This is a genomic window from Marinomonas spartinae, from assembly GCF_016461715.1.
Classification (GTDB): Bacteria; Pseudomonadota; Gammaproteobacteria; order Pseudomonadales; family Marinomonadaceae; genus Marinomonas; species Marinomonas spartinae_A.
Map to the genome: position 1 here is coordinate 11,766 of NZ_JAEMUI010000007.1, position 18,234 is coordinate 29,999.

The 18,234-nt window shown below is 48.0% G+C and carries 16 protein-coding genes; 12 read left to right on the plus strand and 4 right to left on the minus strand.

Annotated elements, in window-relative coordinates:
• Positions 1–154: 154 nt before the first annotated feature.
• Genes JHD45_RS08500 through JHD45_RS08510 form a run of 3 tightly spaced genes read left to right on the plus strand, consistent with a single transcriptional unit; the run spans position 155 to position 4,649 of the window.
• Entirely contained in the window at positions 155–1,312 is a 1,158-nt protein-coding gene (locus tag JHD45_RS08500) for an efflux RND transporter periplasmic adaptor subunit (RefSeq protein WP_199476091.1), read from the plus strand.
• Between the two features lie 2 nt (positions 1,313–1,314).
• Positions 1,315–3,261 carry a MacB family efflux pump subunit gene (locus JHD45_RS08505; RefSeq protein WP_199476092.1) on the plus strand — a complete coding sequence of 649 codons (1,947 nt, stop codon included), beginning with the start codon at positions 1,315–1,317 and terminating at the stop codon, positions 3,259–3,261.
• Positions 3,262–3,266: 5 nt separating this feature from the next.
• The gene (locus tag JHD45_RS08510; protein WP_199476093.1) at positions 3,267–4,649 is read left to right on the plus strand and encodes an efflux transporter outer membrane subunit; all 1,383 of its coding nucleotides are present in this window, start codon (positions 3,267–3,269) and stop codon (positions 4,647–4,649) included.
• A 76-nt stretch (positions 4,650–4,725) separates the two neighbouring features.
• Here JHD45_RS08510 and JHD45_RS08515 read toward each other — a convergent pair whose 3' ends face one another.
• Positions 4,726–5,346 carry a DsbA family protein gene (locus tag JHD45_RS08515; RefSeq protein ID WP_199476094.1) on the minus strand — a complete coding sequence of 207 codons (621 nt, stop codon included), beginning with the start codon at positions 5,344–5,346 and terminating at the stop codon, positions 4,726–4,728.
• A 173-nt stretch (positions 5,347–5,519) separates the two neighbouring features.
• Between JHD45_RS08515 and JHD45_RS08520 the strand changes: the two genes are divergently transcribed.
• From JHD45_RS08520 to JHD45_RS08535, 4 genes are all read left to right on the plus strand, one after another.
• Positions 5,520–6,419, plus strand: coding sequence for a LysR family transcriptional regulator (locus JHD45_RS08520; protein WP_199476095.1), 900 nt, complete (start codon positions 5,520–5,522; stop codon positions 6,417–6,419).
• A gap of 113 nt (positions 6,420–6,532) precedes the next feature.
• Positions 6,533–6,781, plus strand: coding sequence for a hypothetical protein (locus JHD45_RS08525; RefSeq protein ID WP_067344869.1), 249 nt, complete (start codon positions 6,533–6,535; stop codon positions 6,779–6,781).
• 194 nt (positions 6,782–6,975) lie between these two features.
• Positions 6,976–7,848 (plus strand): dimethylarginine dimethylaminohydrolase family protein, encoded by an 873-nt coding sequence (locus JHD45_RS08530; RefSeq protein ID WP_199476096.1) that lies wholly within the window; start codon positions 6,976–6,978, stop codon positions 7,846–7,848.
• Between the two features lie 72 nt (positions 7,849–7,920).
• Positions 7,921–8,547, plus strand: a complete 627-nt coding sequence (locus JHD45_RS08535) for a TetR/AcrR family transcriptional regulator (RefSeq protein WP_199476097.1) — start codon at positions 7,921–7,923, stop codon at positions 8,545–8,547.
• Between the two features lie 80 nt (positions 8,548–8,627).
• Here JHD45_RS08535 and JHD45_RS08540 read toward each other — a convergent pair whose 3' ends face one another.
• Positions 8,628–10,544 (minus strand): FAD-binding monooxygenase, encoded by a 1,917-nt coding sequence (locus tag JHD45_RS08540; protein WP_199476098.1) that lies wholly within the window; start codon positions 10,542–10,544, stop codon positions 8,628–8,630.
• A gap of 117 nt (positions 10,545–10,661) precedes the next feature.
• Between JHD45_RS08540 and JHD45_RS08545 the strand changes: the two genes are divergently transcribed.
• A complete protein-coding gene (locus JHD45_RS08545) occupies positions 10,662–11,585 on the plus strand; it encodes a LysR family transcriptional regulator (protein WP_199476099.1) in 924 nt (307 codons plus the stop codon).
• Between the two features lie 42 nt (positions 11,586–11,627).
• Here JHD45_RS08545 and JHD45_RS08550 read toward each other — a convergent pair whose 3' ends face one another.
• On the minus strand, positions 11,628–12,482 hold the full coding sequence (locus tag JHD45_RS08550) for an inositol monophosphatase family protein (protein WP_199476100.1): 855 nt from the start codon (positions 12,480–12,482) through the stop codon (positions 11,628–11,630).
• Between the two features lie 296 nt (positions 12,483–12,778).
• A complete protein-coding gene (locus JHD45_RS08555) occupies positions 12,779–13,231 on the minus strand; it encodes a MarR family winged helix-turn-helix transcriptional regulator (RefSeq protein WP_199476101.1) in 453 nt (150 codons plus the stop codon).
• A 330-nt stretch (positions 13,232–13,561) separates the two neighbouring features.
• Between JHD45_RS08555 and JHD45_RS08560 the strand changes: the two genes are divergently transcribed.
• From JHD45_RS08560 to JHD45_RS08575, 4 genes are all read left to right on the plus strand, one after another.
• A complete protein-coding gene (locus tag JHD45_RS08560; protein ID WP_199476102.1) occupies positions 13,562–15,130 on the plus strand; it encodes an acyl CoA:acetate/3-ketoacid CoA transferase in 1,569 nt (522 codons plus the stop codon).
• A gap of 14 nt (positions 15,131–15,144) precedes the next feature.
• Positions 15,145–16,353: a thiolase family protein gene (locus JHD45_RS08565; RefSeq protein WP_199476103.1), complete on the plus strand. Its 1,209-nt coding sequence runs from the start codon at positions 15,145–15,147 to the stop codon at positions 16,351–16,353.
• A gap of 270 nt (positions 16,354–16,623) precedes the next feature.
• Positions 16,624–17,388, plus strand: coding sequence for a crotonase/enoyl-CoA hydratase family protein (locus JHD45_RS08570; protein WP_199476104.1), 765 nt, complete (start codon positions 16,624–16,626; stop codon positions 17,386–17,388).
• Between the two features lie 22 nt (positions 17,389–17,410).
• Positions 17,411–18,178: a 3-hydroxyacyl-CoA dehydrogenase gene (locus JHD45_RS08575; protein ID WP_199476105.1), complete on the plus strand. Its 768-nt coding sequence runs from the start codon at positions 17,411–17,413 to the stop codon at positions 18,176–18,178.
• The last annotated feature ends 56 nt before the right edge of the window (positions 18,179–18,234 follow it).

The following is an 18,234-nucleotide window of genomic DNA, read 5'->3' on the forward strand; positions in this document are numbered from 1 at the left end:
TTCCACTTATGCCTACTAGCATCGCTTTGGGTATATCGTAAAAAACGCAAACCGTTGTTCCTCCATTAAACCTCCACACAACATCAATCAATACTCCATCGAGCAATGTGAGAATCAGCTTTCTTAACTACAGCAACGTAAGAAAGGGTGTTATATGTCGATTCATCGACGATGGGTTTTTATCGGTTTTTCTGTCGCGGCGGTGATTGCGGTTGGCGTCGCGATGTCGTCAAATCTAATGCAAACCAGTAGCGCTAATTTTTTGACGGCTACTGTGACGGTCGGCAATCTGGATCAGACGGTCACGGCATTGGGACGTTTACAGCCTAAGGAGCTAGTCAATGTGGGCGCTCAGGTGACAGGTCAAGTCCAGCGTCTACATGTCGTACTGGGGCAGAAGGTGAAAGCGGGCGATCTTATTGCCGAAATTGATGCCAAGCCACAACAGCTAGCATTGCGTAATGCAGAAGCGTCCGTCGCGTCATTACAAGCACAAAAGGCTGCTCGACAAGCGACATTGGTGCAAGCACAACTCACCTACAATAGACAAAAGACGTTGATAGCGGTTGATGCCACGGCAAGGGCCGATGTCGAAGCGGCACGGGCCGCACGAGATGTGGTCCGTGCGGAAATCAACTCGCTGCAAGCACAAATTGATCAAGCTCGTATACAGGTAGAGACGGCGCGCATCAAATTGGCCTACGCACGTATTACTGCACCCATGGATGGCGTGGTCGTCGCCGTGGTGACCAAACAGGGTCAGACGCTTAATTCATTCCAGTCAGCTCCTACGATTGTGGTCATCGCCAAGCTCAATGTCATGACCGTTCGAGCCAAAATCGCGGAAGCCGATGTTAATAAAATTCATCCCGGCCAGTCGGTTTGGTTTACCACACTGGGGCAGAAACATCGCTATCAAGCACACATTGAACAGGTTGAGCCAGCCCCAAAATCCATTGTCAAAGGTGAAACCAGTACTGCTCAAGCCATCTACTATAACGCGCTGTTTGATGTACCGAATCCAAAGGGCGTGTTGAAGCCATCAATGACAGCTCAGGTATCTGTGCTGGTAGCAAGGGAGCGGGGCGTTGTGCTGATTCCCATAGCCGCATTGGGGGAGCGTATCGATGATGGCTATCGGGTTAGAGTGGTGAATCCTGAAACTCACCAAGTGGTTTCTCGTCAGGTGAAAATTGGAATAACCACGACCAACCAAGCGGTGGTCATTTCTGGTGTGAAGCCTGGTGAACAGGTTGTTCTCGGTGAGGCTGGGTCAGAGAGCAATTCGTCAGCCAATCTGATGGGGATATAACCGTGGGATCACCATTACTTGAAATACGTAATTTGCGCCGTGAATTTGCTGCTGGGGAAGGTGTTGTCACGATCTTGAAAGACATTAACCTGCGCATCGACGAAGGCGAGATGGTGGCTATTGTCGGCGCATCTGGCTCGGGTAAGTCGACCTTGATGAATATTCTCGGATGTTTGGATCGTCCTAGTTCTGGTACTTATTGGATCGCAGAGCGAGAAACCAGTTCACTGAGTGGGGATGAATTAGCCGAACTGAGACGGGAACACTTTGGTTTTATCTTTCAGCGTTACCATCTACTGACTGATATCAGTGCTCTTAGCAATGTTGAACTGCCAGCCATCTACGCCAACTGTGATGCCTCTGTGCGCCATGAACGGGCGAGCGCTTTATTGACCCGTCTTGGTTTGGGAGATAAACAGCATTTTCGTCCGAGTAAACTCTCGGGTGGGCAACAACAACGTGTGTCGATTGCGCGTGCTTTGATGAATGGCGGCGCAGTGATTCTAGCCGATGAGCCCACGGGTGCGCTGGATAAAGCCAGCGGTGTGGAAGTAATGAATATTCTACGGGAACTCAACGCTGACGGACATACGGTTATTCTTGTCACCCATGACATGGAAGTCGCCTCACATGCTCCTCGGCAGATTGAAATCAGCGATGGGATAATTGTCGCCGACCAGCGTCGCGAACCAAGCAATCCGCCATCAGCTCTGCATCATCAACTGCCACCCCGTGCCGATGTGTTGAGTGCGTTTTGGGGAGGCTTTACGGAAGCATTCCGTATGGCGCTACGTTCGATGAATGCACACCGCTTACGGACCTTTTTGACTATGCTGGGCATTATCATCGGTATTGCTGCCGTGGTCGTTGTGGTGGCGATTGGTCGTGGTGCCCAGCAGCAGGTTATGAGGCAGATTAGTGATTTGGGGACGAATACGCTGGATATCTATCCTGGTAGTGATTTTGGTGATTTAGAGGCGGCCGCCATCGAAACCCTGACCGCAAGAGATGCTGAAGCACTGGCAACACAACCCTATATCGACAGTGTAACCCCTAATGTTTCAACCAGTGTGACAGCCCTTTATCAGAATATTGCCGCAAAAGCTCAGGTGAACGGGGTCGGTGCAGACTACTTTCGAGTACGTGGCTTGAAGCTTGCCAGTGGGCGTTTTTTTAACGAACGTGAGGCCGAGCAATCTGCCCAAGTGGCCATTATTGATCAACGGGCACAGGCCGCTTTGTTTGCACACACTGCTCACCCAATCGGTAGGGTCGTGTTGATTGGAGACATGCCAGTCGAGATCATTGGCGTGTTAAAGTCATCGCAAAACAATTTTACTGGCTCCAGTCCCATCCTCTATGTCCCTTACAGTGCTGTCGCCACTCGCCTGATAGGGAAGTCTTATCTGGATAATATTACCGTGCGTCTAAAGGGCAAGGTTTCCAGCAAGGCCGCTGAGCAAGCAGTGACAAGCTTTATGGTTCGTCGTCATGGCAGCAAGGATTTTTCCATCTTTAACTCAGACCAAGTGCGTCAGGCGGTGGAGAGAAGCAGTGCAACGCTCACGCTATTAATCTCTGCAATTGCCGCCATTGCACTGCTTGTTGGTGGCATTGGGGTGATGAACATCATGTTGGTATCCGTCACTGAACGTACTGGTGAGATTGGTGTACGTATGGCAGTGGGGGCACGTCAAGTCGATATCCTACAGCAATTTCTGATTGAGTCGGTATTGGTGTGTTTGGTCGGTGGGTTCATCGGTATCGCATTGGCATTGTCAGTGGGAGGGCTGATTAAGCTCACGGGGATCGATCTACCATTAATCTATTCCGTGGACTCTATGTTGCTAGCGGTTGCCTGTGCCTCATTGATCGGCATCGCCTTCGGATTTTTTCCTGCCCGCAATGCCTCTCGGCTGGATCCGATCCAAGCATTGGCGAGGGACTGATGACTATGTTTAAGCAAAGTGTTGTATTGGCCGCTGTTATACTGACAGGCTGCTCCACGCTCACCCGTACTGACTATCACGCACCGGCTGTTTCACTACCGGCGACTTTTAAAAACGTCACAAGTGACGTTGGGGCCACACCTCTTGATGTCTGGTGGCGTCGGTTAGAGGAGCCGCATCTAGATGCTTGGGTTGATTTAGCTCGCGCTCGTAATGCCGACCTCATGGCGGCGGCCATCCGTGTGAAACGTGCGACCCTTGAGTCTCGTTTAGCAGGCAATGCCTTATTACCCGCTTTCAACGGCACGGTTGCAACCAGCGTGAGCCGTCCACTGTCCGGTGATACCCAGCGCTCTACTAAAACCACTACAGGAACGCTAGGAGTGACATGGCAAATAGACTTATTTGATCGGCTGGGAGCTCAGCGTGATGCCACTGCATTCGAGGCAAAGGCAACCGCTGAGGATCGAAACGCCGTGGCTCTATCGCTGGTTGGTACTACGGTCAAACTGTATTGGCAACTGGCCTTTGCTAACCAACAAATCGCCTTGGCCAAACAGAATGTGGCCGATGCCGTTCGCATTCATGCCCTAGTATTGAGCCAATACGCAGCGGGTGCTGTATCGGGGTTAGAGCGCAGAGAGGCAGAGCAAGCCGTTGCCGAACAAAAACTAGCACTCAGTCAGCTTGTCCAAGCGAAAGCGGAATTGCAGCAGTCGCTCATGGTGTTGTTCGATGGTGCTGTGCCCCCGTCTCCCGCTCCTGAGCATCTGCCGATGCGGCCACTGCCGTCGGTGCAGTCAGGATTGCCAGCAGAACTTCTGCAGCGCCGTCCCGACTTGCGTGCAGCGGAATTACGTTTGCGCCGTGTTTTGGCCAGTAGTGACGCCGTTCAAGCACGTTACTATCCTGCTCTTTCGTTAACTGGCAGCCTTGGTACATCGAGTACCGCTTTACTAAACGTATTGGCCCATCCAGTGGCCACACTCGGAGCGGGCCTGACGTTGCCTTTCCTTAATGTCCGCGACATGCGTATCAATAAAGCCATCGCCCGTACACGTTATGAAGAAGCCATTGTCATATTCAGAAAGTCGCTATACAACGCCTTCGCCGACGTCGAAAAAGCCCTGTCAGCGCGAACGCAACTTGCTCAGCAAGAAGCCGCACAATGGCGCATATTCAATGAAGCAATAGAGATAGAAAGAATCTACGAAGCGCGCTACCGTGCTGGACAAGTTGCCTTGCGGATTTGGCTGGATGCCAAGAAGCGGCGACGTTCCGCAGAGGTGGCTCTAGCGACAACACGTTTGGCACAACTCCAGAATCATGTGACGCTGATTCAAGCGTTGGGCGGAGGCATGGAAACGCAGGGCAGAAGGGCCGAATGATGTTAAACAATACGGCCGCTTCATTGTGTCTGGATGCATGAAGAAAGAAAGCCTATGAAAGCAATGGCTTACAGTCTTAGAGTAAATTACTAAGATACGCCTTCCATTCAGTGGGCTTGCCATAGAATGCGCTGTGAGACAAAGGCATCCAGGTGACATCTTTTTCAAGGATAAAGGTTGGGAAGCCACTGACTTGCATCTGCGACATAAGTTGACGGCTTTGGGTTATTTCCGATTTCATTGCATGGCTAGACTGCGTCATCGTCTTCTCCCATTCGGCTTTATCTAAACCAAGGGACAGCGCTAGTTCTGCCAATACCTCGGGCTCGTGCAAATGTTTGCCTTCTTGGTAGTGAGCCTTTTGCAGCGCCACTAGCATTGTATGACGATCAATGCCCATTTTTTCCCCTGCGATCATGGCTTGGGTAGGGAGCAGAGAATCCACAACGTATTCTTCCGGTCCTTTTACACGGGCAATATAGTTGTCGCCAAAAGGTACCTTCGTCATCTCGGTAATGCGTTTATCCGCTTGCAAAATATGTTGTCTAAAGGACGGTTCAATGGCCCGTTTAGGGATCATACCACCAGGATGATAGAGAATTTCGAATGCCTGCATATTGGCCAACACCTCCACCAAAGAAGACGCGGCATAGCACCAACCGCACATTGGGTCGAAGAAGTAGTGAACTTTGAGCATTGTATCTTACCTATTGAGTTCGAAAATTGAGTGGAAATCGCGTGAGAAAACGGTTTTAACCGACGCTGTCCAGTAACCTGAAAGTTATGGTGTTAGAATAAAGAATTGTCTTGCTCGGAAAAATAGACAAAAATGAGCATCTTTGTTTCTTAAATCGAGCAGGTGGAAGAGTAGTGGACAGAGTCACCGCTGCAAAAGTATTTCTTGATGTGGCCCAATCACAGAGTTTCTCTCGTACCGCAACCCGTTTGAACATGTCCCGCCCTATGGTGACGCGATACATAGAAGCCATGGAAGATTGGCTACAGATTCGCCTATTACACCGAACAACCCGCAAAGTATCCCTCACCAGTGCGGGGGAAGCCTGCTTAAAAGACGTCGAACAATGGTTACAGCAAGCGGATCAACTCACCGCCTTAGTGAACAATAGCCAGGAGCTTTCTGGCATGGTGCGCATTACCAGCAGCATGTCGTTTGGTTATTCCCAATTAATGCCCGCAATACAAGGCTTTATGGATCTGCATCCGCAAGTGCGTATTGATATTGATTTAGAAGACAGCACAGCGGATTTAACGGACAAAAGCATCGATCTTGCGATCCGCATCGCCTCCAACCCAGACTCATCCTTAATCGGTAAACCCATTGCAGTGTGCGAATCTGTGTTGGTTGCTTCTCCGGTGTACCTAGAAAAAACACGCCACACATTGGGTGAAATCCATCATCCACAGGACTTAGTGAAACACGCATGCTTGGGGTACAAAAACTTTGAACGCCATATTTGGCACTTGTCGAAAGGCGAGCAATTTGAGTCTGTATCGGTGGATTGTCGTTTAAGCGTTAACGAAGCAACAGCACTCTTGCATGGCGTATTAAATGGCATGGGCGTCGCACTGCAACCCACTTATTTGGCAAACCACTACCTACACAACGGTCGCTTGTGCCACGTATTGCCAGAATGGACTCCCAGAGACCTAACCATCTACGCCCTATACTCCTCCCGCAAGCACTTATCGCCTACTGTGCGTGCTTTAATTGATTATCTAGAAAGCTACTTTGCTGATAACTCTTGGTAACCTTGGAGGCTTCGTTCGTTGTGTTGATGAATAGAAAATAAACTATCGTGGCGTTTCGCTGATATAATGTTATCCTTTTTACAGAATCAAATGCTTACTTATAGGAGGTCGTAATGAGTAAAGTTAAAATGATTTCTCGTAAAGCTCGCAAAGAACCTCTGCACGATCTAAGAACCTTGCAGCAGGTTGCCGCTCAAGCGTCACGCCGAGCGATGCTGCAAGCTGAAAAAGCGGGTGTGTCGGCTGCATATTTACAGAATGGAAGGATCGTGTTGCGCAATCCTGATCATTCAACAACGGAAGTGAAATTGGTCGCAGAAAGACCGCATTTAAGTGCTGAGGATTTGATTTGCCAAGCTTGAGGTTGATTGCTGGGCCAAATGGATCCGCTGAAGGAAAAGTCTCGAAAAAGCCGAACCAAGTGTTCGGTTTTTTTAACGCTAAAATTTTTATTATGCACTTGCATAATTTTATGCAAGTGCATAATAATGTCGCTTATCCGTTGAATTTTTAGAATTCGTGCTAATACGAAACACAGAAGGGTAGGGGAAAAGAGATGAAAACATTCGGCAGTCAATCCATGGTCGCACCGATCAAGCGTGTGTTAATGCGTCGTCCAGGTAAGAGTTTGCTCGCGGCGGATGCCAAAGAATGGCATTACGGCAGTCTGTTTGATGCGTCAAAAGCTATTGCCCAATACGATGTGTTTGCCAAGCTGGTGGCAGAGTCTGGCGCGGAAATCACTTGGCTTGAAGACAATGGCGATGGCCTTTGTGATGCCATGTTTACCCAAGATGCTTCTTTGGTAACGGATCACGGTACGGTGTTGCTCAACATGGGCAAACCTTTGCGGGTGCCAGAGCCTGCGATGCATGGTGAGGCTTATGAAGCCGCTGGTGTGCCTGTTATTGGTAAGCTTACTGGCAATGGGCGTATTGAAGGGGGCGATTTTATTTGGCTAAACGACAAAACCATTGTGGTGGGGTGTGGCTTTCGTTCTAACCGTGAAGGCATTGCGCAGCTGAATGCGATTTTGAATCCTTATGAGATCACTGTCATTGGTTTTGATTTACCCGTTTGGCAAGGGGCAGAAGCTTGCTTGCATCTTATGTCGATGATTTCGCCTTTGGATGATAAGCTCGCTCTGATTTACTCTCCTCTAATGCCAACGGCCTTTTATCAACTTTTGTTGGAAGAAGGCTTTACTCTGTTGGACGCGCCTGCGGATGAGTTTTTGACAAGTGGTGGATTGAATCTAAACGTACTGCCGGTGAGGCCGAGTGAGTGCATCATGATTGATGGTTTCCCAAAAACCAAAAAAATGATGGAAGAGGCGGGCTGTACAGTACATGTGTTTGAAGGCGATGCCCTTTGTATTGCCTGTGAAGGTGGGCCGACCTGTCTAACCAATACTATCTTACGTGTTTAACCATGCTTGGTTTCGCTCGTCATTTCGTGACATTGTCTCTATAGATTTATTGGTAAAAAGCGAATTAACACCATGGAAACAAAACGAAGAGAAAGCAATAAGCGCCGCCAAGCGCTGATCGAAGCGGCCCTTGAGTGTATTGCCCAAGAAGGTTTACAAGCGGCGACGGTGCGTAAAGTGGCCGACTATGCGGGGGTGACCAATGGTTTAATTCGCTTTTACTTCGCGGGCAAAGATGAGCTGATTCGTGCCGCGTATACGGCGCTATTGGAGCATATTTATGTGACGGCACGTGTGGGCGTAGAGGATGAGTCTGTCCCTGCAAAAGTCCGTTTACGCGAGTTTATTCGGGCAACCCTGAGCCCGCCGATTGTGGCGCCGCGAACGGTTTTGTTGTGGGCGAATTTCTTGCCTTTAACCTACAGCGATCCTGAGATGGCGACCATTCGCCGTGAAGCTTATGTGGATACCACGGATATTCTGGCGGTGTTAATCGCCGACTCTTTTCAGCAAGAAGATAAGGTGTTGGACAATAAGGCCGTGCAGAGTTTTGCCATTCAAGTGAATGCGATTATTGATGGACTGTGGTTAGAAGGCAGTTTAGCGGCTGATAAGTTTGCCAAAGGGGAATTAGAACAGCTGGGGTTGCACGCTGCTTCGTCGGTATTACAACTCAGTTTAGATGAAAACAATGGGTAGATTAAAAAGATGGATGGCCCCCGAAAGGGCTCGCAAAAAAGGAGTAAGGGAAGACCATCCACAAACGCTCGCAAATGTTGCTAGTCTGCTGGTTTGATTAAAACGTCTTTAAAGAAAGCGATCAGACGATCGTAATCATCCAAAGGCAAAACATCGGCCACATATTGGTCTGGGCGAACGATCACCATGCAGCCCTGTTCCTTATCGATACCGCGCTTATCGTAGAAAGAGCCCTCTCTTGTTTGGGCGCTGTATACTTTTTCGTAGTCTTTCAGGCCAAGCGTGCCTTTTAGCGGTTGCAATAGCGGATGGGGTGCCGACACCTCCACATCACGATGCGCTTCTTGGAAGATGGCGCTGAGACTGATGATAGAATCGATGTCCGAGCCTTTTGGCGTGTAGGTATTGATAGGGGAGTGTGGATCCTCTTGTAAAAAATTACATAAGGCTTTGACCCGACAAGACTCTGACATAAAGGCCTCTTTGCCAGCAAAGGCAAAGATATGCCATCGGCCATCGGCTTTGACTGAGTGACCGAGATGGACGACTTTGGCATCCCCATGACGGGTTACTTTGGCCGAATGGAAGCGTTTGCCAAGTATTTGGCCCGTTGCTAAGGCTTGATGCTGATCCTTGCCGACTAATCGAGAAGCGGGATAATGAATGGCCACGCCCGCTGTGAAATGGCCGGACTTCATAAAATATCGTTGAAATTCAGCGGGATCAACGCCATCTGGATTGTCTGCTGACTTAGGTTTGGCGCTAAACATAGTGGACAGTTCTCGGTCAAAGTCGATGAGTATCTGAGCGACTTTCTGTCTTTCTTCCGAGTAGGTATGAAGCAGAGAGGGGTCGGCTTTGCCTGTCAGTACATGGGCCATTTTCCAGCCCAGATTCCACGTGTCATTGAGTGAAGTATTCAGGCCTTGCCCTGCTTTTGGGCTGTGGGTATGGCAGGCATCGCCTGCAAGGAATACGTGAGGCTCGCGGTCGGTTTCTGAATCATCAAAAGCGGTGGTTAGGCGTTGTCCAATTTCATACACACTCCACCAAGCGATTTCTTTCACGTCAATATGATAGGGCGCCATGATGCGGTTCGCCGCCGCAATTAAACTGTCGGGCGTAATGGCTTCACGATTAAAACGCTCATTTTCGTTTAGCTTATCCAATTCAATGTATAGACGAACCATGTAGCCCCCCTCGCGAGGGATGATCAACATATTGCCTTGATTGTTCGAATAGATGGCGGTTTTGAGTCGAATATCTGGGAAATCCGTGGTGGCAAGGACGTCCATGACCCCCCACGCTTGGTTGATGGAGTCCCCCACTAGTTCACGACCAATGGATTTGCGCACGGTGCTGCGTGCCCCATCGCAGCCCACGACATATTTTGCTTGAACGGTTTCAATGACACCAAGATGTTGCGAGTCCAAACGTTCGAATTGTAGTGTCACGGGGTAATCTGGATGGTTGTAATCGACTTCTAAATCAAGCAACTTACGTGAGTAATGGGGCTCAATTTTACTGGCACCACGGCGCATAATGTCTAGAAAAAAATCGTGAACGCGTGCTTGGTTGACAATGACGTGCGGCATTTCAGACAAGTCATCTTCGACATCCTGAATTTTACTGGTACGCACAATATTTTCCGGCTTCTGATCATCGGGTCGCCAAAAGGCAATTTCATTTACCCAGTAGGCTTCTTGCTTGATCTGATCGGCAAAATCGTAGGCTTCAAATATTTCCATGGTACGGCACGCAATCCCATCGGCTTGGCCCACCAAGAGGCGGTCGTCTTTTTGTTCAACAATGCAGGTAGAAATTGTCGAGAACTTAGAAAGCTGTGCGGCAAGGTTCAGGCCAGCGGGGCCACAGCCAACGATCATTACATCAACTTTTTTTGGTAGCGGTTGCTTTAATGGTGGGGCAATAACGCGATCTTTGGGATCATTGATCCGTGGATTACCGGGATGAAAACCGTTTTCATAAAATTGCATGAGGAGTCCTCTTATTCTTTTTCTTAAAAGTTATTTTTATAGCTTATAAGGACTTTAACTAAATTCAGATATAAGGAAAAATAGATATTTAGATCCAGACTAAAAGAATTTGCATATATGAATCCTAACTTATTGAAGCAATTGGCCATCGTGGTGAAGCAAGGATCGTTAAGTCGAGCCTGTGAGCAGCTGTATATTACCCAGCCGACGCTAACCCGCAGCATTAAGCAGCTGGAAATGCGTGTCGAGGCGCCGGTATTGATTCGAACCCGTTATGGTGTGGAACCGACGGATATTGGGGCTCGACTTGCCAGTATTGGCGAGCGCATTCTGGCGGAGACAGAACAAGCGGAAGAGGTGATCCGTCAATATCACAACGGTTATCACAATGAATTTGTAGTGGGTGTGGACCCTTTGTGGGAGTTCGCCACCGTGCAGCAAATGACAGAGTTCTTCTTGCACGAAAAACGTTATGTTTTTCACTTTCGTACCAGTTCAGCCGCTGCCCAGATCGATTTATTAAAAAACGGTGAACTCGACTTTCTGTTTGCGCCCGCCCATCTTTCTGTGCCGCAAGGCTCGCTTGATCGACAGCTGCTTTTCCGTGATCGCTCTGGTGTTTTTGTGGGTAAGAAATCTAAGCTGTATGGAAGTAAAAAAGTTATTTCCCAGGCAGTTTTGGCACAACAAAAGTGGATGATTGCGGGCGCCAGTGCGGGGTTTTTAGATCGACCAACGGAATTGGCTGGGCAGAAGGCGGCCAACGTTGCTTTTACAGGGAGTATTCGCTCGGTACTTCATCTTCTGAATACGTCAGATATGTTGGTGCGTATGCCAGCGCGAATGACGCTCATGACGGGGGACGTGTCAGAGGCACAGATGATTAAAGTGGAAGGCCCCCTTGGGCCAAGGCGAGATATTGCCTTATGGTCGAGAAATGAAAACCGTGAACGGCCAGATTTTATCAAAGTGTACGATTTGCTACGCGACTATATGAAGAGAATAGACCAGACCGTATCAACCTTTGGACTGGATCTATAAATGTCTAATAAGAGTTTTTTTAAATCGCTATCTATTTAGAAGCTAGTGTCTAAAATACGCCGCCAATTCCTGCCATTGCGTTTCTGACTGGGCGGCGAGCATTTCACCATCGAGCAGGGTTGGACTGTATTCTTGACCATCAAGGGTTCGGCAGATGCCGCCCGCTTCGGTGTGAACCAGTACGCCCGCTGCGTGATCCCAAGGCAGCATTTTGTAGGTTAGGCTGAAATGAAAGTGGCCCTGGGCGATTTGTCGATAAGCGGGGCAAGAAGGTAAGTTGTTGATGCGTACAAAGCGAGATGCTTTTAGGGCAAAGTCTCGTTTTCTGTCATCGCTATAAGAGTTAACGGACATGATGCCCGCGAGTTTATCTAGCTCGGGTTCAGCTATGATGTGCAAGGGAAGAGGCGCTTGAGTCGGCACTTGATTCTTACCTTTTTCCGCCATGGTGGTGCGTTGGAAAAACGCGCCTTCTCCTAGATTGGCGTAAATCCAGTCGTCATTGACGGGGTCATAGAGTAAGCCAAAGCGTGTGATGCCTTTTACGACCACGGCAAGTATGATGCCAAAATCCGATAAACCATGAGCGTAATTCCAAGTGCCGTCGATGGGATCGATGATCACGCAGGTGTCGGCGGTGGCGATTTTATCAATCCTTGATGGGTCGTCAGCGACGGCTTCTTCTCCAACGATTTCCCAATCAGGAAATGCAGCTTCAATTTCATTGCTAATAAAGGCTTCGCTGGCTTTGTCGGCAATGGTAACTAGGTCGGTAAGGCTACTTTTGGTTTCAACATCGGCGGCACTCAGTTGGCGAAAGCTAGGCATAACGATCTCTTGGCCTGCCCGGCGGACGATGTTTATGAGTCTTGCTTGTGTGGGCTTATCGAGGTTCATACACTACCACTCACCATTCTCAGCTGTGCGTTAAAAGCAGTATACCTGATGAAGTTGACAAAGTGGGGGATGGATTATTTTTTAGTCAATTTTTCCATGATACTGCTTTCGATATTTTTATAAATATGAGGTGATTATTTATGGTGTGTTGGTTTCGTTCTAACCTACAAGCCACGTTGGTGAGTATAGCGCTGGCCAGTATTCGAACTGGCCAGCATTGTTCAAAAGTGATGCATGGAGGGAGATAAAAAATAGTGTCTCATGGAGCTAAGGCATTATTTTTTATCATGGCATGGTTAGGAGAGTCGTTTGAGCATATCAACCAGTTGGTCTTTTTCATGATCGCTATGCAATCTGGCCATCATGGTATTTTCGTAATCACGGACTTTTCTAGACGACATTTCAAAAAATTCTTGGCCGTATTTGGTCATAAATAAGGCATAGGAACGGCGGTCGTTTTTCGCCGGACGACGTTCGATGAGTTTCATGTTTTCCAGTTTATCGACCGCGGCCACCATCGCAGATCGATCATTGCCAAGAGCCTGAGCAACAGCAGTTTGCGTGAGTCCTGGGTTTTTTTCGACAATCACCAGAACGGAGAAAAGGCCAGGGCTGATGCCTAAATCGGAACAGAGTTCGCTGAACTTTGCAAAGAAGTTCATTTGTGCGCGCCGTAATCGGTAACCGACGGATTCTTCTAGCATTCCAAAGTCGATATCGGTGTCGTTAATTGTGTCGGTTTGAGCCATGGCTACCTCTTAAGTTCTCTGTATTCGTCTAGATGGCTATTTCTGTGAAGCCATACCTAGGGGAGTATTATTCAATTATTATATCTATTATTCAATTTTTATAATTGTAATGCTTAATTGTTGTATGCGCTATCAAATAGTTCTGCTCCTTTCTTTCATTACCTGTGCTTCTACCAACGCTTAGAGTTTGCTTTCCTTTCGTTTGCTTTTTAAGCCTTTTTGGCGCAGCTAGCAAAATAATTATTTACAAAAATAACTGTTGTGGTGTACAACAATGGAATGTTTTATCCGGTTCATTCTATAACAAATCTAAAATAAAGAAGGTGATTTATGAGCAAGGTAATATCCTTGGATCAAGCGGCGGGCCTGATTAACGATGGCGACTGTGTGGTTTGGTCTACCGTTGGTATGTCGTATTTTGCTGAGGCGGTAGCGAAATCTGTTGAAGAGCGCTTTTTGCAAACGGGCCACCCACAGAATCTAACCTTAGTTCATGACTGCGGTTGTGGTAATGGCAAAGAAAAGGGCATGTCCCATTTAGCCCATGAAGGATTGGTAAAGCGCTTGGTGTCGGGTCATACGGGGCAAGCCCCCAAAATGGCGAATTTGATCGCGGATAACCAAATCGAAGCCTATTTATTACCCCAAGGGGTTTTGACCACTTTATGGCGTCAGATTGCCGGTAACAAGCCGGGTGTGATAACCAAAGTCGGAATGGGGACGTATGTAGATCCATTAATCGATGGTGGCAAGGTAACGAACATTACCACAGAAGAACTGGTTAAACGTATTGAAATTGAAGGGGAAGATTGGCTTTTGTATAAAAGCTTCCCAGTTGATGTAGTGGTGATTCGAGCCACTACGGCAGACGAAAAAGGCAATTTATCCGTTGAAGAAGAAGCCATGATGGCAGAAATTTTGTCTATGGCGCAAGCGGCGAAAAATCGCGGCGGCATCGTGATTGCTCAAGTGAAGTATCTTGCTGAGGCTTGCAGCATTCCACCTAAAGAAGTCAAAGTCCCTGGCGTGTTGGTTGACTATGTCACGGTTGCTCCGGCAGAAGACCATATGCAAACCATCACCACGGATTATAACCCCGGCTTAGCAGGCAATGCCCGTGTACCATCCAATGGTATCCCTCCTTTAAAATTTTCTGATCGCAAAATTATTGCCCGTCGTGCCGCCATGGAGCTAGCCGAAGGGGCGATTGTCAACTTAGGTATTGGTATGCCTGATGGCGTGGCGTCGGTGGCGGCGGAAGAAAACGCTGCACACTTATTCACCCTGACGACAGAGCTTGGAACCTATGGGGGTATTCCTGCTTCAGGTGGTGATTTTGGGGCAGCATGGAACCCAGAAGCCATTATTAACCATGAAGCGCAGTTCGATTTTTATGACGGTGGCGGTTTGGATATGGCGTTTCTTGGCTTAGCCCAAGTGGATCGCAACGGTAATTTGAATGTTAGTAAATTTGGGCCAAAAGTAGTTGGTCCGGGCGGTTTTATTAACATTTCGCAAAGTGCGAAAAAAGTGGTTTTCTGCGGTACCTTGGTGAATGGTGCGAAATTAGCCTTCGAAGCGGGAAAAGTACGTGTGGTAGAAGAAGGCAAAACGAAGAAATTTGTCGACTCCGTGGATCATATTACCTTTAGTGGTGAGGTGGCGAAAGCCAATAAGCAGCCTGTGTTCTTTATTACTGAGCGTTGTGTCTTGGAGCTACGGGAAGAAGGCTTGGTGTTAACAGAAATCGCGCCGGGGCTGGATTTACAAAAAGATGTGCTTGATATGATGGATTTCAAACCAGTGATTGCTGAGGATCTGAAAACCATGCCGGAAGAGATCTTTTATGAGCAATGGGGCGGTTTAACGAAAGCTATGGCAGTAGCGGCTACAAGATAACAAGGGGTAAGTTTATGTCTATTAATAATGTTGAAATTCCTTATGGTGCTTATTGGAGTACGCCGTTTACCAAGTGGCAAGGCTCGCTACAGTATTTGCATTCGATGAAGTTTGCCGCTCATGTTGCGAAACAAGAGCTGGCCAAACGCGAGATTGATCCACTGATTTTTGATTCTGGTGTGTTGGGTATGACCATTAATCAGTATCAATCTTTTAACGGTGCCCCTTGGGCTTTGTATGATCTTGGGGCAATTCGTACCCCAGGTCATGCGGTTAATCAGGTCTGCGCAACCAGTGCACGGGCCTTATTTGCGGCATCATCGGAAGTCATGTGTGGTATGGCGAAGGTGTCATTGCTAATGTCGGCTGATCGTTGTTCTAACGGCCCACAGATTTATTACCCAAATCCAAAAGGTATGGGGGGCTATGGTGAGAGCGAAGCACAGGTGACATACAACATGATGAATGACCCAATGGGGGGGCATTCCATGATGCAAACCGGTGAAAATGTTGCCAAGCGTTTTGATATTTCGAGGGAAGAGTTGGATGCCGTTACTTTACGTCGTTATGAGCAGTATCAAGAAGCTTTAAAAGACAACCAAGCATTCCAAAAGCGCTTTATGACTTTGCCTTTGTCTGTGCCAACCGCAAACTTTAAAAAAGAAGAAACGGTTCTGACAGGTGATGAAGGGGTTTTTCCTACGACGGCTGAAGGGTTGGCGAAGCTGAAACCCATTATGGAAGGGGGAGTGATCACCTTTGGTAACCAAACTCATCCTGCGGATGGTAATGCGGCGATTATTGTTTGTCATAGTGATCAAGCTCAGGCTCTGTCGACTCGGCCAGAGATCAAGGTAGAAGTCTTGGGGTTTGGTCAAGCTCGGGATGATTTGGCTTACATGCCAGCGGCTCCCATTGAGGCGGCACAACGTGCGTTGCAAATGGCCAATCTTGATATTAAACAAATAGATGCGATCAAGACACACAATCCCTTTGCGGTGAACGATGTGGCACTGGCTAAGGCATTGAATATTGATGTCATGACGATGAATAACTATGGCTGTTCTTTGATCTGGGGGCACCCTCAGGGGCCAACAGGGTTACGCGCCATTATTGAGATGATTGAGGAACTGGCGATTCGTGGCGGCGGTTATGGCTTGTTTACTGGTTGTGCGGCGGGTGATACGGGTATGGCTGCCATTATTAAAGTGTCCGAACGCTAGGCTTGGTCTTTGTTTTGTTCACCGTTTGCGCAGGATGGGCGAATGGTGATGATGTTCCGTTGCTGTAAGGCTTGCCATCTTCGGATGGCTTTTTTTCTGGCTTTTTACAGGTCGCAACACACCGTTTTATTTAAATATTTTCAATTATTATAGAATGTTGAGTTTGACATTTGTTTATGTGTACAACTATTATCACTTTAATGATTTATTCACGATATAAACAACATGGGCAGACCTTGGCTGCATAACCATAAGAATAGAGGCAGACGCATGGCAACGTACGAGTACATTAAATTTTCCGTAGAAGATGGTATTGGCCATCTAGTGTTAAATCGCCCTGAAAAGAAGAATGCGATCAATGATAAGTTGTGTCTTGAGATTGAAAACGTATTTATCAATCTGAGTGATGAGGTGAGTGTCATTTTGTTATCAGGGGCGGGCCCTGAGTTTTGCGCAGGGTTAGATCTAAGTGAGCACACCGCACGTGAGCCATTTGATGTGGTGAAGCATTCGAATATGTGGCATCGCGTTTTTGGCCATATCCAAAATTCAGGGGTTCCTGTTGTAGCGGCGATGCAAGGGGCTGTCATTGGCGGCGGCTTGGAGCTGGGAATCTGTGCCCATATCCGTGTTGCTGAAAAGGGAACTTTTTATCGATTACCAGAAGGTCGCCACGGCATTTTTGTCGGCGGTGGTGCATCGGTCAATGTAGCAAATGTTATTGGTACCAGTCGAATGACGGAAATGATGCTGACAGGACGAGATGTCGATTCAGAAGAAGGGTTGCGCATCGGCTTATCTCATTATGTGGTTGACAATGGCGCGTCGTTAGCAAAAGCGCGTGAGGTCGCAGCGACGATTGCAACCAACTCTAAATATTCTAACTGGGCGATGACCACCGGATTACGTCATATTAACAGTATGTCGGCTTCTGAGGGCATGTACACCGAGTCTTTACTCTGTGGTGTGACGCAAACCAGTCCTGAAGTGAAAGCGCGCATTGATGCCTTTCTAAATCGTAAAAAGAATTCCTAATACCTTCATTGGAGCAATTAATATGCAAATCAAAAATAATCATTTTATTGTGACTGGGTCGGCTTCTGGTATTGGTGAAGCGGTTGCTCGCCGCCTCCATGGTTTGGGGGCAAAGATTACATTAGCGGATATGAATGAAAAAGGGTTAGAGCGTGTGGCAGCGGATCTTGGTGAACACGTTCAGGCTGTGACGACAGATGTGTCTGATGAAGCATCGGCACAAAACTGTATGGATAAAGCCGTCGACGCTTTTGGCCCAATTCGCGGCATTGTCAATTGTGCTGGTATTCCTGGTGCTGAACGGGTGGTAGGACGTGAAGGGCCACACAGCTTAGCTGGCTTTGAGCGTGCTTTAAAAGTCAATCTGTTGGGGACTTTCAATATGGTTCGTTTGGCGGCTGACAAAATGCAGCATAACGAACAAGCAGCGGATTTAGAACGCGGTGTGATCATTAATACGGCGTCTGTTGCGGCGTTTGATGGGCAAATTGGTCAAGCGGCCTATTCTGCGTCTAAAGGTGGGGTTTGTGCGATGACATTGCCAATTGCCCGTGAGCTTGCACGCTTTGGTATTCGCGTTATGACCATTGCCCCTGGCTTGTTTAAAACTCCGATGATGGATGTGCTGCCAGAAGACGTTCAGCAATCATTGGGTGCTGCTATTCCGTTTCCTTCTCGTTTGGGGGAGCCAGATGAATATGCGGCTTTGGCACAGCATATCATTGAAAATGTCATGTTAAATGGCGAAGTGATTCGTTTAGATGGTGCATTGCGGATGGCCGCTAAATAACTCGCTTAGCGAGCTAATCCTGCTATTGCAAGCGCTGATGGGCTTCTGTCTCGTCG